Origin of the sequence: Neoaquamicrobium microcysteis (genome assembly GCF_008180155.1) — a bacterium.
Lineage (GTDB): Bacteria > Pseudomonadota > Alphaproteobacteria > Rhizobiales > Rhizobiaceae > Aerobium > Aerobium microcysteis.
This window is the reverse complement of the sequence record NZ_VSZS01000064.1, coordinates 214,334-238,136: the sequence shown is the minus strand read 5'-3', so window position 1 is coordinate 238,136 and position 23,803 is coordinate 214,334. Positions and strand designations below refer to the sequence as shown.

Here is a 23,803-nt window from a genome sequence, read left to right as displayed (position 1 = left end):
GGGGGGTCAGAAAGACAGATGAGACAAGTGGCTCGTCCTCAAGAACCGCCGAAGACGGTGGAGGGGCGTTCCGGCGAAAACCTGAAACGACCCCGGTGTCAAAAGAAGTTCATTTGCGGGAGGTCGTCAGCCCCGCAGGCGCGCAAGAATCGCGTTGGCGATCTCCAGTCCGGCGCGCTGCGCCGCCTGCCGCGACGCACCCTTGCCCGCGCCGGGAATGTGGACGCCGTACGCCGCGTCCAGCCGATCGAGCTGGGCGCCGAGGCGGTTTTCGAAATCCGGATCAAGCAGCCTCGGCTCGATCGCGATGACAAGCAGTCCGCTACCGGGGCTCTGCGAGCCTGAAACGAAGGACGGCGCGTCGAGCGACCAGTTCGCGCCCGTCAGCCCGGCTGCGAGCACCTCCACCATCAGCGCGATATTCGCGCCGCGTGCGCCGCCGAAGGCCAGAAGCGCACCCTTCACGGCCGCCTTGGCGTCGGTCGTGGGGTTGCCGTCGGCATCGAGCGCCCATCCCTGCGGAATGGCTCGTCCCGCCTTGGCCGCCTGCCGGACATTGACGAAGGCGGTTTCACTGGAGGCTTGGTCGATCAGCAGCGGCGGCCCGCCGGCTCGTGGCGCGGCGAAGGCCAAAGGATTGGTGCAATAGACAGGCTTCGTGCCGCCTGAGCCCGCCAACAGCGCCGGCCCGTTGGTCGCCGCGATCGCCACCAGACCCTCATCCGCCAGCCGGTTGGCGAACCAGCCCAATGCGCCGCAGGTATAGGCATTGTGCTGCGCGAACAGCGCGATGCCGAGCTGACGCGCCGTTTGCGCCAGTTCGTCGAACGCCATGTCGAAGCCGAGCTGCGCGATGCCGCCACCGGCATCGCAATGGAAGAAGGCCGGCGCGGGACGGGTGACGGCCGGCACGGCATGGCCGGCGATGCGCCCCGCCCGCAACGCATCAAGGTGGTCGATCAGGTGCGCGAGCCCGACATTGGGCTGGCCGGCGACCTCGGCATCCACCACCGCGCGCGCCAGCGACCGGGCAGCAGCCTCTCCCGCCCCGGCGCGCTCGCAGGCCTGCTGCGCCAGCGCCACGGCGTCGTCGATGCTCAGCCTCGTCGTGTCGGAACCCATGCCGGTTGCCCACGTTAACCCTGCCGAAGGGCAAATCGCCCTGCCGAACAAGAAATGTCGAAAGGAGACCGACAATGAACTGGAATCAGGTCGAAGGAAATTGGGAACAGTTCAAGGGCAAGGTCCAGCAGCAGTGGGGCAAGCTCACCAATGACGATCTCGACGTCATCAAGGGCAAGCGCACCGAGCTGGCCGGCCGCATCCAGGAGCGCTACGGCAAGGCGCAGGACGAGGCCGACAAGGAAATCGACACCTGGCTGGGCCGTCACTGATCCCGTTCCCAGCCCCTGCGAAAGCCCCGCCCAAGCGGGGCTTTCTCTTTTTGGGTGATGGTTCTGGACCGATGCCGCGCCATGGGCGACAACAGGCCGATGAGGACCATCCTTTCCCCTCGCCACGCCGCGCACGCGGGCAATGTCGAACTCGATGCGGGAGCAATCCTGCCCGCCTACGAAATGCCCTCGCGTGCCGAGATCATCAAGGCGCGCGTTGCCGAAGTGGGCCTCGGGCCGATCACCGAACCGGACGAGCACGAGCTTGCGACCGCGCGCAAGGTCCACGATCCCGCCTATCTCGCCTTCCTGCCCACGGTGTGGCCGGAATGGGAGAAAGCGGGGCGTGGCGGAACGGCCATGCCCTACGTGTTTCCGACGAGAGGCCTGCGCGGCGACGTGCCGCCACAGGCCATCGAAGCGAAGCTGGGGTTCTACGCCTTCGACGGCGGCGCGACCTTCGTGAAGGGTACGTGGGAGGCGATCAAGTCCTCGCACGACACCGCGCTGACGGCAGCGGGGCTCGTGCGCTCGGGCGAGCCCGCCGCCTTTGCGCTGTGCCGTCCGCCCGGCCATCATGCCGGCTCGAACTTCATGGGCGGCTACTGCTTCATCAACAACGCCGCGGTCGCAGCGCAGAGCTTCATCGACGCGGGTGCGCGGCGCGTGTCCGTCCTCGACATCGACTACCACCACGGCAACGGCACGCAGCAGATCTTCTACGCGCGGGCCGATGTGCAGGTCGTCAACCTGCACGGGGACCCGATGACGGAATATCCCTACTTCCTCGGCCATGCCGACGAGCGGGGCGAGGGTGAAGGCCACGGCTTCAACCACAATTTCCCGATGCCGGCCGGCACCGACTGGAGCGGCTGGAGCGCGGCGCTCGATCGTGCCTGCGATCTCGTCGCGGGGCACGCGCCGGACGTGCTGATCGTGTCGCTCGGCGTCGATACGTTCGAGCGCGACCCGATCAGCAATTTCAGGCTGAGCAGCGCCGATTACCCAAGGATGGGCCGGCGCATCGCGCAGCTCGGCCTGCCGACGCTCTTCGTCATGGAAGGCGGGTATGCGGTGGACGAGATCGGCATCAACGCAGTCGGCGTGCTGACCGGCTTCGAGGAGGGCTGAGCGTCAGCCGGCCTGCGAAAGGCAGGCCGCCATGGAAGTGCCCATGTTGCGGATGAGCTCGAAATAGAGCTCCGGGCCGTCGTCGAGGTCCGCGCCCAGCGGGTCGAGCACACCGGATTTCGTGTCCGTCCCCTCGGCCACGACGGACACCAGACGCGGCTCGAACTGCGGCTCGGCGAAGATGCAGGCAGCACGAAGCTCGGCAATCCGCGCCTTGATCTCGGCCACACGCTGCGCGCCGGGCATGATCTCGGGATTGACGGTGATCGAGCCGACGACGTTCACGCCGAAGCGCTGCTCGAAATACTGATAGGCGTCGTGGAAGACGACGAAGGGCTTGTCCTTCACAGGAGCGAGCTGAGCCTCGACCTCGGAGACCAGCTCGTCCAGCCTTGCGGAATAGGTTTCGACATTGGCCCTGTAGCGCTCTGCATTGTCGGGATCGGCTTCGCTAAGCGTCTTCTCGATCTGCGCCAGAAGCAGCTTGGCATTGAGCGGGTCGAGCCAGAAATGCAGGTCGTATTCGCCATGCGCGTGGCTATGGTGTTCATCGTGCCCATGGTCGTCATGCGCGTGATCGTGGCCCTCATGATCGTGGCCCTCATGGGCATGGCCGTGATCGTCTTCGCCATGCGCATGCGCCTCGAACGGGCCGCCTTCGCGGAACTTCAGCTTTTCCAACCCTTCGGCATCTTCCAGCGCGACGACCGTCGCGCCGCCGGCCAGCGTCTCTATCGGGCCTTCCAGAAAGGTTTCCATCTCGTGGCCGACCCAGAAGACGATCTTCGCGTTCTGCAGGGCGTTGGCATCGGATGGCCGCAGCGTATAGGCGTGCTCCGATCCGGTGCTGCGCACGATCAGCTCGGGCTCGCCCACCCCTTCCATGACCGCAGAGACGAGCGAATGTATCGGCTTGATCGAGGCCACCACGCCGTCCATCGCGATGGCATGGCCGGTGCCGAGGACCGCGAGCGAGGCAGAGGCAAGCGTGATGGTGCGGAGCTTTTTCAGGGTCATGGCGCGGTCTCTCCTCATGTGTCAGAAACGGATGTAATGATATTACATTGCGCAGCGCTATAACGTGTGCCATATGCCGGTGGCAACCCCGAACGGACACGATGCTGAAAAAATCCGATCCCGCCCTGCGCGGCCCGCGCGAGACCCTCGTCAGCCTGAAGGGCGCCGGCGTGTACCGGGGCGGGCGCTGGCTGGTGCGCAATGTGGAGTTCGACATCGCGCGCGGCGAGATCGTCACGCTGATCGGTCCCAACGGCTCGGGCAAGAGCACCACTGCACGGTCGGCGATCGGCGTCCTCAAGCCCGACGAGGGCAGTGTCTGGCGCCTGCCGGGTCTGCGCGTCGGCTACGTGCCGCAGAAGCTTTCGATCGACTGGACGCTGCCGCTGACCGTGGCGAGGCTGATGAGCCTGACGGCCGCGCATAACGCTTCCGAAATTGCCGAGGCTCTGGCTTCCGTCGGCATCTCGCATCTGGCGGGCGCGGAGGTGCAGGCGCTTTCGGGCGGCGAGTTCCAGCGCGCGCTTCTGGCCCGCGCCATCCTGCGCAAGCCCGACCTGCTGGTGCTGGACGAGCCGGTGCAGGGCGTCGATTTCGCAGGCGAGGTCGCGCTCTACGATCTCATCGGCAGGATCCGCGACGAGACCGGCTGCGGCATTCTGCTGATCTCGCACGATCTGCACGTCGTGATGGCCAGTACAGACACGGTCATCTGCCTGAACGGGCATGTCTGCTGCCGCGGCACGCCGCAATCGGTGGCCGCAAGCCCGGAGTACCATCAGCTTTTCGGCGCGCGCGCGGCGGGCACGCTGGCCGTCTACCGCCACGATCACGACCACACGCACCTGCCGGACGGCCGCGTGCTGCATGCCGACGGCACCGTGACCGAGCATTGCCACGCGGGCGACGGGCACCACGGCGACCATACGCACGATCATGGGCACGGGCATGGGCATGGGCATGACCATGAGGGGGGCGGCCATGCTCGATGATTTCTTCACGCGCGCGCTGATCGCCGGCATCGGGCTGGCGGTGACGACCGGCCCGCTCGGCTGCTTCATCGTGTGGCGGCGCATGGCCTATTTCGGCGACACGATGGCGCATTCGGCACTTCTGGGGGTCGCGCTCGCCTTCCTGTTCGAGATCAACCTGACCGTCGGCGTGTTCATCGCCGCAGCCATGGTTTCGGGGGCCCTTCTCGTGCTTCAGCGTCGCGGCGCGCTTTCCACCGACGCGCTGCTCGGCATCCTGTCACATGCCACGCTGGCGCTCGGCCTCGTGATGGTCGCCTTCATGACATGGGTTCGCATCGACCTGATGGGCTTCCTGTTCGGCGACATCCTCGCCGTGTCGCGTCTCGACATCGCGCTAATCTACGGCGGCGGGGCGGTGGTTCTGGCGGTCATCGCTTGGCTGTGGCGGCCGCTTCTGGCCGCGACCGTCAACGAGGAACTGGCGCGCGCCGAAGGCATGGCGCCGGAGCGCTCCCGCGTGGTCTTCATGCTGCTGATGGCGCTGGTCATCGCCATCGCGATGAAGATCGTCGGCATCCTGCTGATTACCGCGCTGATGATCATCCCCGCCGCCACGGCAAGGCGCTTTGCCGCCACGCCCGAGCAGATGGCGCTGATGGCATCGGGCATCGGCGCGGTGGCGGTTGCGGGCGGCCTGTTCGGCTCGCTCGAATTCGACACGCCGTCGGGGCCTTCCATCGTGGTCGCAGCGCTCGCCCTTTTCCTGGTGAGCCTGCTCCCCTACTCTGCATTCTCGAGACGCGGGTCGGCCGCGGACGGAAACCGGATGCCATGAGCGCGACACATCAGGAACTCACCCGAAACCAGACGCTGGTGCTGGACACGCTGGCCAAGGCCGACGGGCCGCTTTCGGCCTACACCATCCTCGACCGGCTAAGAGCCGACGGCTTCCGCGCGCCGCTCCAGGTCTATCGCGCGCTGGAGAAGCTGCTCGGGTTCGGGCTCGTGCACCGGCTGGAATCGCTCAACGCCTTCGTCGCCTGCGCGCATCCGCATTGCCACGCCCACGGGCTCATCGCGTTTGCCATTTGCGAGGATTGCGGGCAGGTGGACGAGTTTTCCGACGAGGTGGTGCGCGAGCGGCTCGGCGCATGGTCGTCGCAGAACGGCTTCAAGGCCGAGAAGACGACCGTCGAAATACGCGGCCACTGCGCGAGCTGCCTCGCGGCCTGAGACATCCTCGTTCCAATCCATCGAGCCGGCAGCCACCCGGTCGTGTTGGCGCGACTTGACTTTAATCAATCGATTGATTAAATTGATATCATGAAAATACGAACCGACACATCCACTGCTTCGCGCTCAGCCGACACTACGCGTGCAGCCCTTATCGAAGCGGGCCTCAAGCTGTTCGGCGAAAGAGGCTATGCGGCAACGTCCACCCGCGAGATCGCTGCCGAGGCAAACGCGAATATCGGGTCGATCGCCTATCATTTCGGCGGCAAGGAAGCGCTGCGCGACGCCTGTGCCCAGCACATCGTCGCGACGATGCGCGGTTTCGCGGCCCCCGTCATCGAGGCGACGCCCCCTGCGCCGGATGCCGACGCTGCGGAGGCGCAACTCGTCGCTGTCATCCATCGCATGAGCGGTTTCCTGCTCGCCAGCCCGGAAGCGGCCGTCTTCGTGCGCTTCATCCTGTCCGAATTGCAGCACCCGACGACGGCACTCGACATCATCTATCGCGGCGTGTTCGAGCCGATGCACGGGCTGCTATGCCGCATTTGGGCGACGGCAACCGGCGAGGGGCCGGACAGCGAGGACGTCAAGATCGCCGTGTTCTCGATGATCGGCCAGCTCGTCTATTTCCGGATCGGGCGCGAAGCGGTGGTGCGGCGGATGGCGTGGGAGCAGGTGGGACCGGACGAGGCCCGCAAGATCGCCAACGCCATCATCATCAACGTCAAGGCCGCAATAGCGGCACGCCGGAGGCCGTGATGAGCTATCTCTGCGCCATCCCTTTCGCCAGCTGGCTTTTTGCCGCCTGCGCACAGCCGGCAACGCTGGCCGTGGGGTATGTGGAAGGCGAGTACGTGATGCTGGCCCCGATCGAAACCGCGCAGATTCTGGCGCTGGACGTCCGCCGCGGCGACCGGGTCGAGGCCGGGCAGGTTCTGGCGAGGCTGGAAACAGACGACGCCAGCCTCGCGGTGGCGGAAGCAGAGGCGGCCCTGGCACAGGCGCGGGCACAACTCGCAGACCTGAAGCTCGGCAAGCGCCCGCAGGAGATGGCGGTGATCGAGGCTGCGCTGCGTTCAGCCAACGCGCAGGAGGCCGAGGCCAGGCGCGTGGTGGAGCGCACGGGCGACCTGCGGCGGCGCGGCATCTCCACGCAGGCCGATCTCGACCGCGACGAAACCGCGCTGGAACTGGCCACCGCCTCCGTTGGCGAGGCGGAAGCCAACCTGGAGGTGGCGCGCCTGCCAGCGCGCGAGGGAGCGATCCGCGCCGCCGAAGGCGCGACGAAAAGAGCAGACGCACTGCTGGAGCAGGCGCGGTGGAGGCTGGACAAGCGCACACTCGTCGCCCCTGTCGCCGGACGGGTGGACGACGTCATCCGCATACAGGGGGATACCGCCGGGCCGGCCGCACCCGTTCTGTCGCTGCTGCCCGACGGCGGCGTGAAGCTCAAGCTCTACGTGCCGGAGCCGCGCTTCTCCTCGATCGAGATGGGAAGCCTGCTTGCCGTGCGCTGCGACGGCTGTGCGGACGGGCTGACTGCGCGCGTCAGCTACGTTTCGCCGGAGCCCGAATTCACGCCGCCGGTCATCTACTCGCTGGATACGCGGCAGAAGCTGGTGCATCTGGTCGAGGCGCGGGCCGAAGGCGACGCGAGCGCCCTGAAGCCCGGCCAGATCGTCGACGTGGATCTCGCACCATGAACGCCATCGAGGTCAGCGGGCTGGTCAAGCGCTTCGGCGACAAGACGGTCGTGGACCATGTTTCGATGACCGTCGGCGAGGGCGAGATAGTCGGCTTCCTCGGGCCCAACGGCTCCGGCAAGACAACCACCATCCGCCTGATGTGCGGCCTGCTGACGCCGGATGAAGGCGAAGGCCGCGTGCTGGGCTTCGACCTGAGAACCAACGCGCTCAAGATCAAGCGCGAGGTCGGCTACATGACGCAGAAATTCTCGTTCTACGAGGATCTGACGATCGCCGAAAACCTCGCTTTCGTCGCCCGGCTCTACCAGCTCGACCCGGTCGGCGAGCATGTCGACCGCACGCTCGACGAACTGGGCCTCGGCTCGCGCCGCGACCAGCTGGCAGGCACGCTCTCCGGCGGGTGGAAGCAGCGCCTCGCCCTTGCCGCCTGCATCATGCATCGGCCGAAGCTGCTGCTGCTGGACGAGCCGACAGCCGGCGTCGATCCCAAGGCGCGCCGCGACTTCTGGGACGAAATCCACCGGCTGGCCGCAAACGGGCTCACGGTCCTGGTCTCGACCCACTACATGGACGAGGCCGAGCGCTGCCACCGCATCAGCTACATCGCCTATGGAAAGATGCTGGCGACGGGAACGGTGGACGAGGTGGTGAGCGACGCGGGCCTGACGACCTTCGTCGTACGGGGAGAGGATCTCCACAAGCTGGCCGAACAGATTTCCGCGCTACCGGGCGTCGAGCAGGCCGCGCCCTTCGGCACCACGCTGCATGTCGTCGGCAGCGATGCAGCGCTGCTTGAAAAATCTCTGGCAGAATACACCGGCGGGCGGAAAGGCGTGTCCTTCGAGCGCGGCGAGACGAGCCTGGAAGACGTGTTCATCCAGTTCATGAGCGGCGCGCGGGACAACATGCAATGAACGCCGCCTTCTCCCTCGCGCGCCTCGCAGCGCTCCTCATCAAGGAGTTCATCCAGATGCGGCGAGACCGCATCACCTTCACCATGATGCTCGGCGTACCGCTGGCGCAGCTTCTGCTGTTCGGATACGCGATCAATTCGGACCCGAAGCAGCTTCCCGCAGCACTCGTGGCCGTCAGCCAGGATCACTATACCCGCGCCATGGTGTCGGCGCTGGAGACGACGGGCTACTACCGCTTCGACCACGTGACCGCCAGCGCGGCCGAGGCCGAGGCGCTGATCGCGTCGGGGCAGGTGGTGTTCGTGGTGACGATCCCTTCAGACTTCGCGCGCCGGGTCGACAGGGGCGACAGCCCGCAAATCCTCATCGAGGCCGATGCGACCGACCCGTCGGTGGCCAGCGGCGCGATCTCGACGCTCGGCACGGTCGCAAACCAGGCACTGCTGCGCGAGCGCGGAATGCAGGCCGCCGCCGCGCAGGACGCATCCAGCCGGCTCGAGGTGGTCGTCCACCGCCGCTACAACCCGGAAGGCGTTTCCCAGTACAACATCGTGCCGGGCCTGCTCGGCGTCATCCTGCAGATGACGATGGTGATGATGACCTCCATCGCACTGACCCGCGAGATCGAGCGTGGGACGATGGAGAACCTGCTGGCCATGCCCGCCAGCCCGTTCGAGATCATGCTGGGAAAGGTGCTGCCCTATCTCGCCGTCGGGTCGGTGCAGGTGATCGTCGTGCTGTCGGCGGCAAAGCTCTTGTTCGACGTGCCGTTCGTGGGCAGCATCGCGCTGCTTCTCGCGGCCGTGCTCATCTTCGTGCTGGCGCTGGTGCTGCTGGGCTATTTCATCTCGACAATCGCGCGCACGCAGATGCAGGCGCTTCAGCTAACCTTCTTCTTCTTCCTGCCGTCGATCATGCTGTCGGGCTTCATGTTCCCGTTTCGCGGCATGCCGCTGTGGGCGCAGTGGATCGGCGAGTTCTTCCCGCTCACCCATTTCCTGCGCGTGATCCGGGCGGTCATGCTGAAAGGCGCGAACACGCACGAGGTGACGACGGAAATCGTCGTGCTGTGCCTGTTCGTCCTCGCCTATGGCGGCGTGGCGCTGGCTCGCTTCCGCCGCACGCTGGATTGAGCCCTCAGGTGAAGAAGATGAACCCTGTCAGCAGGAAGACCGGGATCAGCACCGCGCCCGACCACAGCATGTAGCCGAAGAACGAGGGCATCGCGATGCCCTGGCTGCGGGCGATGGCGTAGACCATGAAGTTGGGCGCGTTGCCGATATAGGTGTTGGCGCCCATGAAGACCGCGCCGGCCGATATCGCCGTGAGCGTCCGGGCCAGCGTCGTCATCAGCACCTGCGGGTCGCCGCCCGCCATCTCGAAGAAGACGAGATAGGTCGGCGCATTGTCGAGGAAGGACGAGAGGATGCCGGTGAGCCAGAAGTAGGCCAGGTCGTTGGGCGCGCCGCCCGGGCCCGTCACCAGCGAGACCAGGGGTGCAAACGCGCCTTCGAGGCCCGCCTGCAGGATGGCGATGACCGGGATGATGCAGACGAAGATGCCGGCGAACAGCTTGGCCACCTCGCGGATCGGCTCCCAGTTGAAGCCGTTGGCCTCGCGGTAATCCTTGCGCGAGACGACCAGCGAAACGATCGCCAGCCCGACGATGATGATGTCGCGCAAAAGGTTCTGCAGTTCGACGTGGACGCCGTGAATGGTGATGTCGATGCCGGGCTTCCACATGCCCGACATCAGGATCGCGGCAATGACGCCCACCAGCAGCGGCAGGTTCACCAGCCCGCGGATGCGCACACGCGAATCGGGCGTGGGGTCGGCTACCGGCGGCCTCGCCTCCTCGCGGCGGTAGAGCCACGTGTCGAGCGCGAAGAACAGCGCCAGCACGATGCCGCCCACGAACAGCATTTCAGGCAGCAGGTGCGTCGTCGTCCAGAAGAAGTCGACGCCGCGCAGGAAGCCGAGGAACAGCGGCGGGTCGCCCAGCGGGGTGAGCGAGCCGCCGATGTTGGAAACCAGGAAGATGAAGAAGACGATGACGTGCGCGTTGTGGCGGCGGTTGTCGTTGGCGCGGATGATCGGGCGGATCAGGATCATCGACGCGCCCGTCGTTCCCACCACGGAAGCCATCAGCGCGCCGATCAGCAGGAGACCGGAATTGACCAGCGGCGTGCCGTGGATGTTGCCCGACACCAGAATGCCGCCCGAGATGGTGAACAGGGCGAACAGCAGGATGATGAAGGACATGTATTCGAGCAGGATCGTGTGCAGCACCGCGCCCAGCGCCGTCGAGAAGCCGAAGCCCGCCATCATCGGCAGGATCACCAGGGCTGCCCAGAAGGCGGAAATCTTGCCGTAATGATGCTCCCAGAAATGCGGGAAGAAGAGCGGACCGGTGGCGATCGAAAGCAGGATGCCGGCGAAGGGAACGGCCCAGAGCAGCGACATGGTCCCGCCCGGCAGGGCTTCCGCAGCGAAGGCTGCGTCGGGCGCGCCCATCACGGCTGCGGCGAGCGTCGCCACCCAGATCGCAAACTGCATGAAAGTCCCTCTTGTGTCGGTCGTCTCGGCGGCGTCTCTATTAGCGGGCCGGTTCGCCTGCGAGAAGCGGAATCGTAACCCTGCGTCGAAAGAATCATCCTCCAGACACCGAAGCGCGGCCTTTGCCTTTCGCCGCGAAGCGATTAAGAAGCGGCAGAACAGGCATATGGAGAGCCAGCGATGACATCCGTCATAAAGGTCCCCCCGCTCGTCACCGTCTTCGGCGGATCGGGCTTTCTCGGCCGCCATGTCGTGCGCGCGCTGGCCAAGCGCGGCTATCGCGTGCGTGTCGCCGTGCGCAACCCCAACATCGCCCACCATCTCCAGCCGCTCGGCAATGTCGGCCAGATACAGGCGGTGCAGGCCAATCTGCGCGTGCGCTGGTCCATCGACCGCGCGGTGCAGGGCGCCGACCACGTCATCAACCTCGTGGGCATCCTGTTCGAGAGCGGCCGGCAGTCCTTCGACGCGGTGCAGGATTTCGGCGCGCGGGCGGTTGCGGAAGCGGCGCGCGCGCAGGGCGCGAAGCTGACGCACGTGTCCGCCATCGGCGCGGACCCGCAGTCGAGCGCCGCCTATGCACGCACCAAGGCGCGCGGCGAACAGGCCGTGCTGGAAACGGTCAGCGATGCGGTGATCTTCCGCCCGTCGATCATCTTCGGGCCGGAAGACGGGTTCTTCAACCGCTTCGCCGCGATGGCGCGCCTGTCGCCGGTGCTGCCGCTCATCGGCGGCGGCCACACGCTTTTCCAGCCGGTCTACGTCGCCGACGTCGCCGAGGCGATCGCGCGGTCCGTGGACGGGCAGGTGCAGGGCGGCCGCATCTACGAACTGGGCGGGCCCGAGACGCTGAGCTTCGAGGGCTGCATGAAGAAGATGCTGTCGGTCATCGGCCGCAAGCGCATGCTGGTCACGGTGCCGTGGTCGCTGGCGCGGCTGAAGGCGAGCTTCCTCGGCCTGCTGCCCAAGCCGCTTCTGACCACCGACCAGGTGGAGATGCTGCGCACCGATAACGTCGTCTCGCAGGCGGCGGTGCAGGAGGAGCGCACCTTTGCCGGGCTCGGCATCGCGCCGCAGGCGATGGACGCGATCCTGCCGACCTATCTTTGGCATTACAGGCCTTCGGGCCAGTTCACCCAGCCGAACGCGGCCTGAGCGCAACCGGCCCGTGGACACGGTCGCCTCGCTGCTGCCCGAAGGCATCGGCCCCGGCATCGCCGCCCTGCTGGTCGTCGCCTCGTTCTTCACATCGGCGCTGACTGCCGCCTTCGGAGTGGGCGGCGGCGTGGCGATGCTGGCGCTGATGGGCATCTTCCTGCCGGTCGCAGCCCTCATCCCCGTGCACGGCGCGGTGCAGCTCGGCTCCAACACCGGGCGGGCATGGCACCAGCGGGCGCATGTGCGCCGCGACATCTTCGGGCCGTTCATCGCCGGCTCGCTGGTGGGCGCGGCGGTGGGCGCGATGGTGGTGGTTCAATTGCCCGACGCGCTGCTGAAGCTGCTGCTCGGCGGCTTCATCGTCGCCGTCACCTGGACGAAGATACCCGGCTTCGAGCGGCTGTCGCATGCCGGCCTTGCCATCGGCAGCGCCGTCACGGCACTGGCAACCATGTTCGTTGGGGCAACGGGACCGCTGCTTGCCGCGTTCTTCGGGCAGATCATGCCGGATGACCGCAAGGCGCTGGTGGCCACGCACGGGGCGGCGATGACGATCCACCATTTCCTCAAGGTGGTGGTGTTCGGGCTGGCGGGCTTCGCGTTCGCGCAGTGGATGCCGCTGGTGGCCGCGATGATCGCATCGGGCTTTCTGGGAACCGTCTACGGCACGTCGTGGCTTGAGAAGCTGCCCGAAGAAAGCTTCCGCCGCTGGTTCAAGATCGGCATCACGCTTCTGGCGGCCGACATGATCCGCCGCGGCGTGCTGGAGCTTTAGCCCCAGACCAAAAGGGCGACGAGCCCGACGGTTCCGACCAGCAGCCGCCAGTAGGCGAAGGGCGCGAAGCCGCGGCGCGAGACGAAATCGAGCAGCTTGCGCACCACCACCACGGCGGAGATGAAGGCGAAGACGAACCCCGTCGCGATGATGGGAAGATCGTTCGCCGACAGGATGTCGCGGTTCTGGTAAAGGTCGTAGACGAAGGCTCCCGCCATGGTGGGCATGGCGAGGAAGAACGAGAACTCGGCTGCCGAACGCTTGTCTGCGCCCATCAGCAGCGCGCCGACGATGGTGGCGCCGGAGCGCGACGTGCCGGGGATCATCGCCAGGCACTGGAACAGGCCGATGCGGAAATAGACCGACAGCGGAAACGCGGCCGCATCGGTGTATTTCGGCTCCACCGCGCGCCGGTCCACCCACAGCAGGATGAAGCCGCCGAGAATGAGCATGATGCAGATCAGCATCGGGCTTTCGAACAGCACTTCCTTGATGAAGCCGTGGGCCATCGCACCGATGACCGCCGCAGGCAGGAACGCGATCAGGATGCCCAGGACGAAGGTCTGCGTGGCGCGGTCGGAGGGCAGCTTGATCAGCATGTCCCACAGACGCGCGAAATAGACCGACAGAATGGCCAGGATCGCGCCGAGCTGGATGACGACCTCGAACACCTTGCCGGTGGACTGGAAGCCCATGAAATGGCCGGCAAGCAGGATGTGGCCGGTCGACGAGACGGGGATGAACTCGGTCAGCCCTTCGAGAATGCCGAGTATCGCAGCCCCGACGATCGTCTGTTCGCTCATGTCTCGCCCCGCAGTATCTGCGCCGCTTGCTTGTCAGGATATGGATGAGCGCCTATAGGACGTGACCGCCTCGCGCCCGACTCAGGAACGGGTTCGAGACTTAGCCCCGCTGCCCTAAAAAGGCCAGACCGTTCCTGTTTGCCCGGTGCCATGCTGACCCTGTTCCACCATCCGCTGCTTCCCGCCTGTCGTTTCGTTCGCCTGTCGTTCGGCGAATATGGCGAGGAGCTCGCACTCATCGAGGAAAAGCCCTGGCTTCGGCGCAAGGAGTTCCTCACCCTCAACCCTGCGGCCAGCCTGCCCGTGCTGTTGGCCGAAGGCGACCAGCCGATTGTCGGCGCGACGGTCATCGCCGAATATGTCGACGAGACGAGGGGCGTGCTGAAGCGCGACAAGCGGCTGTTCGTGGAGGACCCGCTGGCGCGGGCCGAAATCCGCCGGCTGGTGGACTGGTATCTCGTCAAGACGGAAGCCGACGTGACCCGCCATCTGGTGCGCGAACGCGTGCTGAAACCGATCATGGGCAGCGAGTATGGCGGCGGCGCACCCGATTCGACAGCCATTCGCGCCGCCCGCGCCAATGTGAAGCAGCACCTGAAATACACCAACTGGCTGGCGGGCACCCGCAACTGGCTGGCAGGCACGCGCCTCACCTATGCCGACATGGCCGCCGCCGCCACGCTGTCGGTGCTCGATTACATGGGCGAGGTGAGCTGGGGCGACTATCCGGCCGCCAAGGACTGGTACACGCGGATGAAGTCGCGCCCGTCCTTCCGCCCGCTCCTGGCAGACAGGGTGCGTGCGCTGTCGCCCGTATCGCACTACGCCGACCTGGACTTCTGATGGCTGCGGCCCTGAATCCCGTCCGACCGGACCGGCTTCGGGCTTTCCTTGACGAGGAAGCGAGACGGCAGGGCTTCGATGCCATCGCCGTGACGCGGCCCGATGCTGTACCGCTGGCGCCGGAGCGGCTTGCCGCCTATGTCGAAAAGGGCCGCCACGGCTCGATGGACTGGATCGCGGAGACGGCGGCAAGGCGCGGCGATCCGCGAAACCTGTGGCCGCAGGTGCGCTCCATCGTCATGCTGGCAATGAACTACGGCCCGGATCGCGACCCGCTCGACCTTATGTCGCGCAAGGACCGAGCCGCCATCTCGGTCTATGCGCGCCACCGCGACTATCACGACGTCATCAAGGGCCGGCTCAAGGAGATCGCGCAGAAGCTGGCGTCGCGCAGCGGCGCGGAGGTGAAGGTGTTCGTTGACACCGCGCCGGTGATGGAAAAGCCGCTGGCGGAAGCCGCCGGCATAGGCTGGCAGGGCAAGCACACCAACCTCGTCAGCCGGGAATTCGGCTCCTGGCTGTTTCTCGGCTCGATCTTCACCGCCGCCGAACTACCGCCAGACGACCCCGAGCGGGATCATTGCGGCTCTTGCCGGGCCTGCCTGGACATCTGCCCGACCGACGCCTTCCCCGCGCCCTACCAGCTCGATGCGCGGCGCTGCATCTCCTACCTCACCATCGAGCACAAGGGGCCGATACCGCACGAGTTTCGCGAGCCGATGGGCAACCGCATCTATGGCTGCGACGATTGTCTCGCCGTGTGCCCGTGGAACAAGTTCGCGCAGGCCGCATCCGAGGCCAGGCTTGTGGCCCGCCAAGACCTGCTGGAACCGCGCCTCGCCGACCTGCTGACGCTCGACGACGCCGGCTTTCGGGCGTTCTTCTCCGGCTCGCCGGTCAAGCGCATCGGCCGCGACCGGTTCATCCGCAACGTCCTGATCGCGGCCGGCAATTCGGGCGAGCGATCGCTGGCGACGCAAGCGGAGAAGCTGCTCGCCGATCCGTCCCCGCTGGTGCGCGGCGCGGCTGTCTGGGCGCTGTCGCGGCTTTTGCCCGCCGAAAGGCTGGTGGCTGCGCTGCGCGACCTGCGCGCGGTGGAAGCCGATGGCGATGTGCTCGCCGAAATCGATACGGTTCTGCCGGCCGGGACTACGAAAGAGCTCTCATGACGATGCGGTGCTTCATCTTCGGGGCGGGCTATTCGGGTCGCGCCATCGCGCAAAGCGTGATCGAGACCGGCGGCGTCGCTTCCGGCACGACCCGCTCGGCTGACAAGGCAGAGGAATTGCGCGCGCAGGGCATGGTGCCGTTTCTGTTCGACGGCGCGTCCCCATCATCAGAACTGAGGGCCGCGCTCGCCGAAACCACCCACCTCGTCGTCTCGATCGCGCCGGGCGAGGCCGACCCGGTGCTGGCGGCCGCGCGCGACATCATCGAGAAAAGGATGCCGGCGCTGTGCTGGATCGGCTACCTCTCCACCGTCGGCGTCTATGGTGACCATGGCGGGGCATGGATCGCCGAGGATGCCGAATCCCGCCCGGTCTCGGGCCGTTCGCGCCAGCGTCTGGCCGCCGAGCGGGAATGGCTGGAGCTCGGGGCGCGGACCGGCCTGCCGGTCGCGATCCTGCGCCTTTCGGGCATATACGGTCCGGGTCGCAATGGGCTGGTCAATCTCGACAAGGGCACGGCGCGGCGCATCGTCAAGACGGACCAGGTGTTCAACCGCATCCATGTCGACGACATCGCCGGGGCCGCGATGCTGCTGGCGACGCATGAAACCGGCGGCGTGTTCAACGTCACCGACGACGAGCCGGCGCCGCCGCAGGACGTGGTGGCCTATGCCGCATCGCTGATGGGGGTTGTACCGCCGCCGGAGATCGCCTTCGATGATGCCGACATGACGCCGATGGCGCGCTCCTTCTATAGCGAGAACAAGCGGGTCTCCAATGCCCGCATCAGGCAGGCCGGATACGATTTCCGCTTCCCGAATTATCGCGCCGCGCTCGACCATCTGTGGAGAAGCGGGGAATGGCGCGGCGGGTCGCAAGCTCGAAAATCCGGCCCTGAACTGTTATGATTCGGTTAACCATGCGTCTGCCAAGGTGACCGACGGGCAACGGGCGCCAGCGAAACCGACGATCACCGGAGGCCGGCTTATGCGGTTCTCACACTTCATCCGCAACACGACACTTGCCCTTGCCGGGCTTGCGACGGCGTTCTCCTTCGCCGCCGAGACGCATGCAGACCCGCTGGCAAAGGACGTGTTCGGCGCGCAAAGCCTGCCGGCTGCCACCCAGGCTGCCGCGCACGGTTTCTATTCCAAAGGCTGCTTTGCAGGCGGCATGGCGATCGCCGAGGACGGGCCCAACTGGCAGGCCATGCGCCTGTCGCGCAACCGCCGCTGGGGCCACCCGGAAATGATCTCGCTGCTGGAGCGCTTCTCGCGCGAGGCGGCGCAGGACGGCTGGCCGGGGCTGCTGATCGGCGACATCTCGCAGCCGCGCGGCGGGCCGATGCTTTCCGGCCACGCCTCGCACCAGCTCGGGCTCGACGCCGACATATGGTTCGTGCCGATGCCCACAAACGGGCGGCTTTCGGCGCGCCAGCGCGAGAACATGGACTTCGTGTCCATGCTCAAGCCCAACTCGCTGCATGTCGACGACCGCAAGTGGACGCCCGCGCACGCCGCGATCCTGCGCCGCGCGGCAAGCTACCCGAATGTCGAGCGCATCCTCGTTCACCCCGGCATCAAGAAGAAGCTGTGCGACACGGTTTCGGGCGACCGCTCGTGGCTGCGCAAGGTGCGGCCGTTCTGGGGCCACGATTCGCATTTCCACATCCGCATCGGCTGCCCCGCCGGCTCGCCCGGCTGCGGCGGGCAGGAGGCGACACCGCGCGGCGAAGGCTGCGACCAGTCGCTGGCATGGTGGTTCACCGACGAGCCGTGGCGACCCGCGACCGGACCGGCCCAGCCCCGCGCGCGAGACGTGATGCGCCTTTCGGCGTTGCCGGCAGCCTGCAAGGCCGTTTTGTCCGCGCCCGCCCCCACTTCGGAAGCCGCAGTGACAGTCGGCGGCAGCGGACGCACCATGCTCGCCACCACGGCCGCACCGCCTGTTGCAGCCAGCGCCTATGCACCGACGCCGGAGCGCACGATCCCCGTGCCGCAGCCGCGGCCCTATAACTGAGGGTCCGCCTTCCTTGACACCGCAGCGCGCTGCGCCCTAAGACTGGTCTAAATCGATTTAACCTCCCCGACGGATATTCATCGTGGCAGACCGCCTGCGCCTTGCGCTGATCGCCCATGACGCCAAGAAGGACGATCTCGTCGCCTTCTGCGCCATCCATGCCGACTTTCTGGCCAGCTGCGACATCGTCGCCACGGGCACCACCGGCATGCGCATCGCCGCAGCCGACCCGCGTCTTTCAGTGCGCCGGCTGAAAAGCGGACCGCTCGGCGGCGACCAGCAGATCGGCGCGCTCATCGCCGAAGGCGCCGTGGATGCCGTGATCTTCCTCGTTGATCCGCTGACCCCCATGCCGCATGACGTGGACGTGAAGGCGCTGATGCGGCTGGCGATCGTCTATGATATTCCCATGGCGCTGAACGCAGCCACGGCGCAGATGATGGTTGCCGTGCACGAGGCCACACAGAGCGGGGACCGGCACGGACATGCCAGGTGAGGACGACCACATCATGATGAAGTTTCCGGTCCTCATCGGCGACATCGGCGGCACCAATGCGCGTTTCGCGATACTGGTGGACGCCTATGCCGAGCCGAAGGAGTTCCCGACCGTCCAGACCGCAAGCTTCGCGACCATCGACGAGGCGATCCAGACCGCCATACTCGACAAGACCTCGGTGCTGCCGCTTTCGGCGGTGCTGGCGGTCGCAGGACCGGTGGACGGCGACGAGATCGCGCTGACCAACTGCGACTGGGTGGTCAAGCCCAAACAGATGTTCGAGACGCTGGGCCTCGAGGAGGTCGTCGTGCTCAACGATTTCGAGGCGCAGGCGCTGGGCGTCGTGGCGCTCGGCCCGGAGCACATGGAGCAGATCGGCGGCGGCGAGGCCGAAGACGCGGCCAGCCGCGTCGTGCTCGGCCCCGGCACCGGCCTCGGCGTCGCAGGCCTCGTCCATGCGCGCCATACCTGGATACCCGTACCCGGCGAAGGCGGCCATGTCGACATGGGCCCGCGCAGCGAGCGCGATTTCACCGTCTTTCCGCATATCGAGAAGATCGAGGGGCGCATCTCGGCCGAGCAGATGCTGTGCGGGCGCGGGCTGGTGAACCTCTACCGCGCGGTCGCGCGCGCCGACGGCAAGCAGGCGCGCTTCACCACGCCGGCGGAGATCACCAGCGCGGCACTCGACCGCAGCGACGCGACCGCGGCCGAAGCGCTCGACATCTTCGTCACCTGCCTGGGTCGTCTGGCCGGCGACCTGGCGCTCATCTTCATGAGCCGCGGCGGCGTGTTCCTGACCGGCGGCATCGCGCAGAAGATCGTGCCCGCGCTGAAGAACGGCCTGTTTCGCGCCGCCTTCGAGGACAAGGCACCGCACAACGCGCTCGTCCGCTCCATGCCGGTCTACGTCATCACCCATCCGCTGGCAGCCCTTGCCGGGCTCGCCGCCTATGCACGCACGCCCGGCCGCTTCGGCGTCGAGATCGAAGACCGCCACTGGGCCCGGGGCTGACGGCGTTCGCGCCACTTGCCGATTGCACATTGCGCCGCAAGAAGGCATAGGCAGGGCCTGAAATCAGGACGAAAGACGGTTCACTTGGCGTCAGGAGAAGAAAAGGGGGCGATTGCGGCCCTGCGGGGGGATATCCTTCCCGTTCTCAGGCGCGTGCTTGCCGAAAACGCGCGCGAGTATGCCGGCCTCTACGTCGCAGCCATCCTGTGCCTGTTGGCCGTCGCCGGCGCGACCGCCTTCATCCCGTGGGTGATGCGCCCGCTGATCGACGACGTCTTCTACAACGAGCGCTACGAGCTGATCCCGTGGATTTGCGGCGCCATCGCCGGCGTCTTCGTCGTGCGGGGTGCGGCAACCTACGGACAGGCGGTCATCCTCGCCACCATCGGCAACAACCTCGTCGCGCGCTACCAGCGCCGCATCTTCGACCATCTGATGAAGCTCGGCCTCGACTTCTATACCGAGCAGCGCTCGGGGCGGCTGGCGGCGCAGATCAACGAGAACGTTCTGGGCGTGCGCGACATGCTGAGCATGACGCTGAAGTCGATCGCCGGCGATGCCGTGCTGCTGGTCGCGCTCGTCGCCGCCATGGTCGCGCTGGACCCCATGCTGTCGCTGATCGCGCTTTTGATCGGACCGCCGCTGATCTTCGCCGTCAACCGCATCATGCGCCGCCTTCGCTCGGTCGCACGGCAGGCTGTGGAGGTGAATGCCCGCCTCGTCGGCGCGATGCAGGAGGCGACGCAGGGCATCGCCGTCGTCAAGGCCTTCACCATGGAAGAGCAGCTTGCGCAGCGCATGGCCGGGCTGATCGCGCAGGCCGAAAACCGCGCCAACAAGATCGCGCGCGTCTCCGAACGCGTGACGCCGATCTCCGAGACGCTGGCGGGCTTCGCCATCGCGGGCGTCATCGCCTACGCCGCCTATCGCTCATCCGCCGACGGCACGCCGCCGGGTTCGGTCTTCGCCTTCATCACGGCGCTGCTGCTGGCCTACGACCCGGCGCGCAAGCTCGCCCGCGTTCAGGTCAACCTAGAAAAATCGCTCGTCAACGCGCGCATGATCTACGAGCTGCTCGACATCGAGCCGCGCCAGCGCGACCGCGACGGCGCGCACCCGCTTTCCGTCCCGCGCGGCGAGGTGCGCTTCCAGGACGTGTCGTTCTCCTACGGTGCCGACGTGCCGGTTCTGCGCGACGTAAGCTTCCGCGCCGAGGCCGGCAAGACCACCGCGCTGGTGGGCGGCTCGGGTGCGGGCAAGTCGACCGTGGTGGCGCTGGTGCAGCGGTTCTACGACCTGTCCTCAGGCGCGATCCTGATCGACGGCCACGACATCGCCCACGTCACCAAGGCGTCGCTTCGCGCCCATATCGCCTATGTCTCGCAGCATCCCTACCTCTTCGAGGGCACCGTTCGCGACAACATCCGCTACGGCCGTCCGGACGCCACCGACGCCGAGATCGAGGAAGCCGCGCGACTCGCCCACGCCGAGGAGTTCATCCGCCAGATGCCGATGGGCTACGACACGCCCGTCGGCGAGAACGGCGTGACGCTTTCCGGCGGACAGCGCCAGCGGCTCTCCATCGCGCGCGCCATCGTGCGCAACGCGCCCATCCTGCTTCTGGACGAGGCCACCTCGGCGCTCGACACGGAATCGGAAGCCCGCGTTCAGGACGCGCTGGAAACCGTGATGAAGGACCGCACCACCATCGTCATCGCGCACCGCCTGTCGACGGTGGTAAAGGCCGACCATATCGTGGTGCTGGAGGCAGGCCGCGTCATCGAGGAGGGCACGCATGCCAGCCTGATGAAGAGCAAGGCCGGGGCCTATGCACGCTTCCATCGCCTGCAGGGCGAGCCGCGGGCCAAGCAGGGGGGTAACGCCGCGTGACTATGGGTCTCGTCGTCGTGGGCGCAGCCGGCCGCATGGGCCGCACGCTCATCCGCGCCGTCCACGAAACGCCAGGCGCCGCGATCGTCGGCGCGGTCGAGCGCGAGGGCTCGCCCTTCGTCGGGCAGGATGCAGGCGAGCTCGCAGGCGTCGGCCGCCTCGGCGTCGCCATTGCCGACGACCCGCTGCCGGCCTTCGCGAAGGCCGACGGCGTGCTGGACTTCACCGCGCCGGCCGCGACCGTCGTCTTCGCCGGCTATGCCGCGCAGGCGCGCATCGCCCACATCATCGGCACCACGGGATGCTCCGAGGCCGACGACGCGGCGATCGCCGCCGCCGCGCGCCATGCCACCATCGTCAAGTCCGGCAATATGAGCCTCGGCGTCAACCTGCTCGCCGTGCTGGTGGAGCAGGCCGCACGCGCGCTGGATGCGGCGGACTTCGACATCGAGGTGTTGGAAATGCACCATCGCCACAAGGTCGACGCGCCTTCGGGCACGGCATTGCTTCTGGGCGAGGCCGCGGCAACAGGCCGGCAGGTGCCGCTCGCCGACAACAGCGTGCGCTCGCGCGACGGCCACACCGGCCCGCGCCCGGAAGGCACCATCGGCTTTGCGACGCTGCGCGGCGGCTCGGTCGTCGGCGACCATTCGGTCATCCTCGCGGGCGCTGGCGAGCGCATCGTCCTGTCGCACCATGCCGAGGACCGGGCACTGTTCGCGCGCGGCGCCGTCAAGGCGGCGCTGTGGGCGCATGGGCGCAAGCCGGGCCTCTATTCGATGCGCGACGTCCTCGGTCTTTCCACCTGATCCCCAACACAAGCAGGAGATGCCCATGTCCGGAACGCTGGTCCTCGTCCGCCACGGCCAGAGCGAATGGAACCTCAAGAACCTGTTCACGGGCTGGCGCGATCCGGGCCTGACCGAGCAGGGCCACGCCGAGGCCAAGGCTGCGGGAGCAAAGCTTGCCGCACGCGGCCTGAAATTCGACATCGCCTATACCTCCGATCTCGGGCGTGCGCAGGTGACCTGCCAGCACATTCTCGACGCCGTCGGCCAGCCCGACCTCGAAACCGTGCGCAACCTGGCCCTGAACGAGCGCGACTATGGCGACCTCTCCGGCCTCAACAAGGACGACGCGCGCGCCAGATGGGGCGAGGAGCAGGTGCATGTCTGGCGGCGCTCCTACGACATCCAGCCGCCCGGCGGCGAAAGCCTGCGCGACACCGGCGCGCGCGTGTGGCCCTACTACATGCACGTCATCCAGCCGCACGTGCTGCGCGGCGAGACGGTGCTGGTGGCTGCCCACGGCAACTCGCTGCGCGCGCTCATCATGGCGCTCGACGGGTTGACCGGCGAGGACGTCATCAAGGTGGAGCTGGGCACCGGCGTGCCGATCGTCTACCGGCTCAACGCCGACTCCACCGTCGCCTCCAAGGAGATACTGGAGGGCTGACGCGACTTTGCGCGCCGGCTGCGAGATTGTCATTGACAGCACCGGCGCGCCCGCTTACATCGGCGTCGCACCACGCATGGTTCCCCGGTACAAGCTGCCGTTGCGGCCATGTGGTCACTAGCCCAGGTGGCGGAATTGGTAGACGCGCACGGTTCAGGTCCGTGTGCCGCGAGGCGTGGAGGTTCGAGTCCTCTCCTGGGCACCATTTTCCTTATCTCGCGCGCGTTCGCTTCGCTCACCGCTCCGATGGGGCGGCCTGACTGGCCGACGGGCGGTCGCCCTTGCGGACCCTGCGGGTTCGACTACCCCCGATCATCGTTTTGCGTCCTGTCGCATTAACGGCCGGCAAGCGGCAATGTCGTGCCGCGCGTAACCGCCGCCGACGACTGTACATATGCGAGCCAATTCGGCGATGATGCGCCGACACCTCGTCCACGGAGCCCTGATGACCGCTGCGCTTTCTTTCGGCGAAATCGAGATCGAGCGGCGGGATGCGCCGCTTCTCGTCACCTTTCCCCATACCGGCACGGTCATCCCCGACAGCCCTTTGGCGGCGATGCATTCGCGCGAACTCGCGCTGCTCGACACCGACTGGTGGATCCACGAGCTCTACGATTTCGTTGGCGACTACGGTGCGACCACGGTGCGGACGCCGTTCTCGCGCTCGGTGATCGACGTCAATCGCGATCCCGCCGGCGTGTCGCTCTATCCGGGGCAGGCGACGACCGGGCTGGTGCCGGTGGAGACCTTCGACGGCGTGCCTCTCTATGCGGGCGCGCCACCCTCGCCGGAGGATGTGGCCGAGCGCAGGACGGTGTGGTTCGACCCTTTTCATGACGCCATCCGAGGTGAGATCGAACGCCTAAAGGCGCTTCACGGCCATGTCGTGCTGTATGATTGCCACTCGATCCGCTCGGTCGTGCCGCGGCTGTTCGAGGGCGAACTACCGATCTTCAGCATCGGCACCAATGGCGGCGCGAGCTGCGACAGGCGCATCGAGGACGCGGTCGCCTCGGCCTGCCTTGCCAGCGGGCTGAGCGTGGTTCTCAACGGCCGCTTCAAGGGCGGCTGGATCACCCGCAACTATGGCGACCCGGCCAGCGGCGTGCACGCGATCCAGATGGAGCTCGCGCAGCGTTTCTACATGGACGAGGCCAGGGTCGAGCGCCTGCCGGCCGAGGGCTGGAGCAGCGCGCAGGCGCATCTGCGCCGGGTGTTCGACGCCATGGTATCGACCTCCTTGTCCGGTAGCTGA

General features: G+C 66.8%; 25 protein-coding genes and 1 tRNA gene. 22 read left to right on the top strand and 4 right to left on the bottom strand.

Going from position 1 to position 23,803, the window contains the following annotated elements:
* Positions 1-126: 126 nt before the first annotated feature.
* Positions 127-1,122, bottom strand: coding sequence for an Ldh family oxidoreductase (locus tag FY036_RS14825; protein ID WP_148915513.1), 996 nt, complete (start codon positions 1,120-1,122; stop codon positions 127-129).
* A gap of 74 nt (positions 1,123-1,196) precedes the next feature.
* Between FY036_RS14825 and FY036_RS14820 the strand changes: the two genes are divergently transcribed.
* Positions 1,197-1,394 (top strand): CsbD family protein, encoded by a 198-nt coding sequence (locus FY036_RS14820; RefSeq protein ID WP_148915512.1) that lies wholly within the window; start codon positions 1,197-1,199, stop codon positions 1,392-1,394.
* Positions 1,395-1,493: 99 nt separating this feature from the next.
* Positions 1,494-2,525 carry a histone deacetylase family protein gene (locus tag FY036_RS14815; protein ID WP_148915625.1) on the top strand — a complete coding sequence of 344 codons (1,032 nt, stop codon included), beginning with the start codon at positions 1,494-1,496 and terminating at the stop codon, positions 2,523-2,525.
* 3 nt (positions 2,526-2,528) lie between these two features.
* On the opposite strand, the gene znuA is transcribed toward FY036_RS14815, so the two are convergent.
* Complete coding sequence (znuA, locus tag FY036_RS14810; protein ID WP_201744778.1) at positions 2,529-3,536, bottom strand: zinc ABC transporter substrate-binding protein ZnuA; 1,008 nt, start codon at positions 3,534-3,536, stop codon at positions 2,529-2,531.
* Positions 3,537-3,643: 107 nt separating this feature from the next.
* Between znuA and FY036_RS14805 the strand changes: the two genes are divergently transcribed.
* From FY036_RS14805 to FY036_RS14775, 7 genes are all read left to right on the top strand, one after another.
* Positions 3,644-4,534, top strand: a complete 891-nt coding sequence (locus tag FY036_RS14805; RefSeq protein ID WP_148915510.1) for an ATP-binding cassette domain-containing protein — start codon at positions 3,644-3,646, stop codon at positions 4,532-4,534.
* Positions 4,524-5,351 carry a metal ABC transporter permease gene (locus tag FY036_RS14800; RefSeq protein ID WP_148915509.1) on the top strand — a complete coding sequence of 276 codons (828 nt, stop codon included), beginning with the start codon at positions 4,524-4,526 and terminating at the stop codon, positions 5,349-5,351. Before FY036_RS14805 ends, FY036_RS14800 begins: the two co-directional genes overlap by 11 nt.
* A complete protein-coding gene (locus FY036_RS14795) occupies positions 5,348-5,749 on the top strand; it encodes a Fur family transcriptional regulator (RefSeq protein ID WP_148915508.1) in 402 nt (133 codons plus the stop codon). Before FY036_RS14800 ends, FY036_RS14795 begins: the two co-directional genes overlap by 4 nt.
* Before the next feature lie 90 nt (positions 5,750-5,839).
* The gene (locus FY036_RS14790; protein ID WP_148915507.1) at positions 5,840-6,508 is read left to right on the top strand and encodes a CerR family C-terminal domain-containing protein; all 669 of its coding nucleotides are present in this window, start codon (positions 5,840-5,842) and stop codon (positions 6,506-6,508) included.
* The gene (locus FY036_RS14785) at positions 6,508-7,452 is read left to right on the top strand and encodes an HlyD family secretion protein (RefSeq protein WP_148915506.1); all 945 of its coding nucleotides are present in this window, start codon (positions 6,508-6,510) and stop codon (positions 7,450-7,452) included. Before FY036_RS14790 ends, FY036_RS14785 begins: the two co-directional genes overlap by 1 nt.
* Positions 7,449-8,369 carry an ABC transporter ATP-binding protein gene (locus FY036_RS14780; protein ID WP_148915505.1) on the top strand — a complete coding sequence of 307 codons (921 nt, stop codon included), beginning with the start codon at positions 7,449-7,451 and terminating at the stop codon, positions 8,367-8,369. Before FY036_RS14785 ends, FY036_RS14780 begins: the two co-directional genes overlap by 4 nt.
* Positions 8,366-9,502 carry an ABC transporter permease gene (locus FY036_RS14775; RefSeq protein ID WP_148915504.1) on the top strand — a complete coding sequence of 379 codons (1,137 nt, stop codon included), beginning with the start codon at positions 8,366-8,368 and terminating at the stop codon, positions 9,500-9,502. The genes FY036_RS14780 and FY036_RS14775 overlap by 4 nt, the downstream gene beginning before the upstream one ends.
* Before the next feature lie 4 nt (positions 9,503-9,506).
* Here the strand turns inward: FY036_RS14775 and FY036_RS14770 are convergent, their stop codons facing one another.
* Positions 9,507-10,925 (bottom strand): sodium:proton antiporter, encoded by a 1,419-nt coding sequence (locus tag FY036_RS14770; protein WP_148915503.1) that lies wholly within the window; start codon positions 10,923-10,925, stop codon positions 9,507-9,509.
* 180 nt (positions 10,926-11,105) lie between these two features.
* Between FY036_RS14770 and FY036_RS14765 the strand changes: the two genes are divergently transcribed.
* Entirely contained in the window at positions 11,106-12,080 is a 975-nt protein-coding gene (locus FY036_RS14765; protein WP_148915502.1) for a complex I NDUFA9 subunit family protein, read from the top strand.
* A gap of 13 nt (positions 12,081-12,093) precedes the next feature.
* Positions 12,094-12,858, top strand: coding sequence for a sulfite exporter TauE/SafE family protein (locus FY036_RS14760; RefSeq protein ID WP_148915501.1), 765 nt, complete (start codon positions 12,094-12,096; stop codon positions 12,856-12,858).
* Here the strand turns inward: FY036_RS14760 and FY036_RS14755 are convergent.
* Positions 12,855-13,661: an undecaprenyl-diphosphate phosphatase gene (locus FY036_RS14755; protein ID WP_148915500.1), complete on the bottom strand. Its 807-nt coding sequence runs from the start codon at positions 13,659-13,661 to the stop codon at positions 12,855-12,857. The genes FY036_RS14760 and FY036_RS14755 overlap by 4 nt on opposite strands.
* A gap of 150 nt (positions 13,662-13,811) precedes the next feature.
* Between FY036_RS14755 and FY036_RS14750 the strand changes: the two genes are divergently transcribed.
* The 11 genes from FY036_RS14750 to hutG all read left to right on the top strand — a co-directional run bounded on the left by FY036_RS14750 (position 13,812) and on the right by hutG (position 23,803).
* The gene (locus FY036_RS14750; RefSeq protein ID WP_148915499.1) at positions 13,812-14,504 is read left to right on the top strand and encodes a glutathione S-transferase family protein; all 693 of its coding nucleotides are present in this window, start codon (positions 13,812-13,814) and stop codon (positions 14,502-14,504) included.
* Entirely contained in the window at positions 14,504-15,673 is a 1,170-nt protein-coding gene (gene queG, locus FY036_RS14745; RefSeq protein WP_148915498.1) for a tRNA epoxyqueuosine(34) reductase QueG, read from the top strand. The genes FY036_RS14750 and queG overlap by 1 nt, the downstream gene beginning before the upstream one ends.
* The gene (locus tag FY036_RS14740) at positions 15,670-16,581 is read left to right on the top strand and encodes an SDR family NAD(P)-dependent oxidoreductase (RefSeq protein ID WP_148915497.1); all 912 of its coding nucleotides are present in this window, start codon (positions 15,670-15,672) and stop codon (positions 16,579-16,581) included. Before queG ends, FY036_RS14740 begins: the two co-directional genes overlap by 4 nt.
* Before the next feature lie 79 nt (positions 16,582-16,660).
* Positions 16,661-17,692 carry a penicillin-insensitive murein endopeptidase gene (gene mepA / locus FY036_RS14735; protein ID WP_148915496.1) on the top strand — a complete coding sequence of 344 codons (1,032 nt, stop codon included), beginning with the start codon at positions 16,661-16,663 and terminating at the stop codon, positions 17,690-17,692.
* A gap of 82 nt (positions 17,693-17,774) precedes the next feature.
* Entirely contained in the window at positions 17,775-18,188 is a 414-nt protein-coding gene (locus FY036_RS14730) for a methylglyoxal synthase (protein ID WP_148915495.1), read from the top strand.
* On the top strand, positions 18,178-19,203 hold the full coding sequence (locus FY036_RS14725) for a glucokinase (RefSeq protein ID WP_148915494.1): 1,026 nt from the start codon (positions 18,178-18,180) through the stop codon (positions 19,201-19,203). Before FY036_RS14730 ends, FY036_RS14725 begins: the two co-directional genes overlap by 11 nt.
* A gap of 84 nt (positions 19,204-19,287) precedes the next feature.
* Complete coding sequence (locus FY036_RS14720) at positions 19,288-21,093, top strand: ABC transporter ATP-binding protein (RefSeq protein WP_201744769.1); 1,806 nt, start codon at positions 19,288-19,290, stop codon at positions 21,091-21,093.
* 2 nt (positions 21,094-21,095) lie between these two features.
* Entirely contained in the window at positions 21,096-21,902 is an 807-nt protein-coding gene (dapB, locus tag FY036_RS14715) for a 4-hydroxy-tetrahydrodipicolinate reductase (RefSeq protein WP_148915623.1), read from the top strand.
* Between the two features lie 25 nt (positions 21,903-21,927).
* Positions 21,928-22,548, top strand: a complete 621-nt coding sequence (locus tag FY036_RS14710; protein WP_148915493.1) for a 2,3-bisphosphoglycerate-dependent phosphoglycerate mutase — start codon at positions 21,928-21,930, stop codon at positions 22,546-22,548.
* 120 nt (positions 22,549-22,668) lie between these two features.
* Positions 22,669-22,753 (top strand) — tRNA-Leu (locus FY036_RS14705).
* Positions 22,754-22,993: 240 nt separating this feature from the next.
* Positions 22,994-23,803, top strand: a complete 810-nt coding sequence (gene hutG / locus FY036_RS14700; RefSeq protein WP_148915492.1) for an N-formylglutamate deformylase — start codon at positions 22,994-22,996, stop codon at positions 23,801-23,803.

Coding starts and splice junctions, on each gene's coding strand:
- FY036_RS14825 (WP_148915513.1), bottom strand. CDS start 1,122: ATGGGTTCCGACACGACGAGGCTGAGCATCGACGACGCCGTGGCGCTG.
- FY036_RS14820 (WP_148915512.1), top strand. CDS start 1,197: ATGAACTGGAATCAGGTCGAAGGAAATTGGGAACAGTTCAAGGGCAAG.
- FY036_RS14815 (WP_148915625.1), top strand. CDS start 1,494: ATGAGGACCATCCTTTCCCCTCGCCACGCCGCGCACGCGGGCAATGTC.
- FY036_RS14805 (WP_148915510.1), top strand. CDS start 3,644: ATGCTGAAAAAATCCGATCCCGCCCTGCGCGGCCCGCGCGAGACCCTC.
- FY036_RS14800 (WP_148915509.1), top strand. CDS start 4,524: ATGCTCGATGATTTCTTCACGCGCGCGCTGATCGCCGGCATCGGGCTG.
- FY036_RS14795 (WP_148915508.1), top strand. CDS start 5,348: ATGAGCGCGACACATCAGGAACTCACCCGAAACCAGACGCTGGTGCTG.
- FY036_RS14790 (WP_148915507.1), top strand. CDS start 5,840: ATGAAAATACGAACCGACACATCCACTGCTTCGCGCTCAGCCGACACT.
- FY036_RS14785 (WP_148915506.1), top strand. CDS start 6,508: ATGAGCTATCTCTGCGCCATCCCTTTCGCCAGCTGGCTTTTTGCCGCC.
- FY036_RS14780 (WP_148915505.1), top strand. CDS start 7,449: ATGAACGCCATCGAGGTCAGCGGGCTGGTCAAGCGCTTCGGCGACAAG.
- FY036_RS14775 (WP_148915504.1), top strand. CDS start 8,366: ATGAACGCCGCCTTCTCCCTCGCGCGCCTCGCAGCGCTCCTCATCAAG.
- FY036_RS14770 (WP_148915503.1), bottom strand. CDS start 10,925: ATGCAGTTTGCGATCTGGGTGGCGACGCTCGCCGCAGCCGTGATGGGC.
- FY036_RS14765 (WP_148915502.1), top strand. CDS start 11,106: ATGACATCCGTCATAAAGGTCCCCCCGCTCGTCACCGTCTTCGGCGGA.
- FY036_RS14755 (WP_148915500.1), bottom strand. CDS start 13,661: ATGAGCGAACAGACGATCGTCGGGGCTGCGATACTCGGCATTCTCGAA.
- FY036_RS14750 (WP_148915499.1), top strand. CDS start 13,812: ATGCTGACCCTGTTCCACCATCCGCTGCTTCCCGCCTGTCGTTTCGTT.
- queG (WP_148915498.1), top strand. CDS start 14,504: ATGGCTGCGGCCCTGAATCCCGTCCGACCGGACCGGCTTCGGGCTTTC.
- FY036_RS14740 (WP_148915497.1), top strand. CDS start 15,670: ATGACGATGCGGTGCTTCATCTTCGGGGCGGGCTATTCGGGTCGCGCC.
- mepA (WP_148915496.1), top strand. CDS start 16,661: ATGCGGTTCTCACACTTCATCCGCAACACGACACTTGCCCTTGCCGGG.
- FY036_RS14725 (WP_148915494.1), top strand. CDS start 18,178: ATGCCAGGTGAGGACGACCACATCATGATGAAGTTTCCGGTCCTCATC.
- dapB (WP_148915623.1), top strand. CDS start 21,096: ATGGGTCTCGTCGTCGTGGGCGCAGCCGGCCGCATGGGCCGCACGCTC.
- FY036_RS14710 (WP_148915493.1), top strand. CDS start 21,928: ATGTCCGGAACGCTGGTCCTCGTCCGCCACGGCCAGAGCGAATGGAAC.
- hutG (WP_148915492.1), top strand. CDS start 22,994: ATGACCGCTGCGCTTTCTTTCGGCGAAATCGAGATCGAGCGGCGGGAT.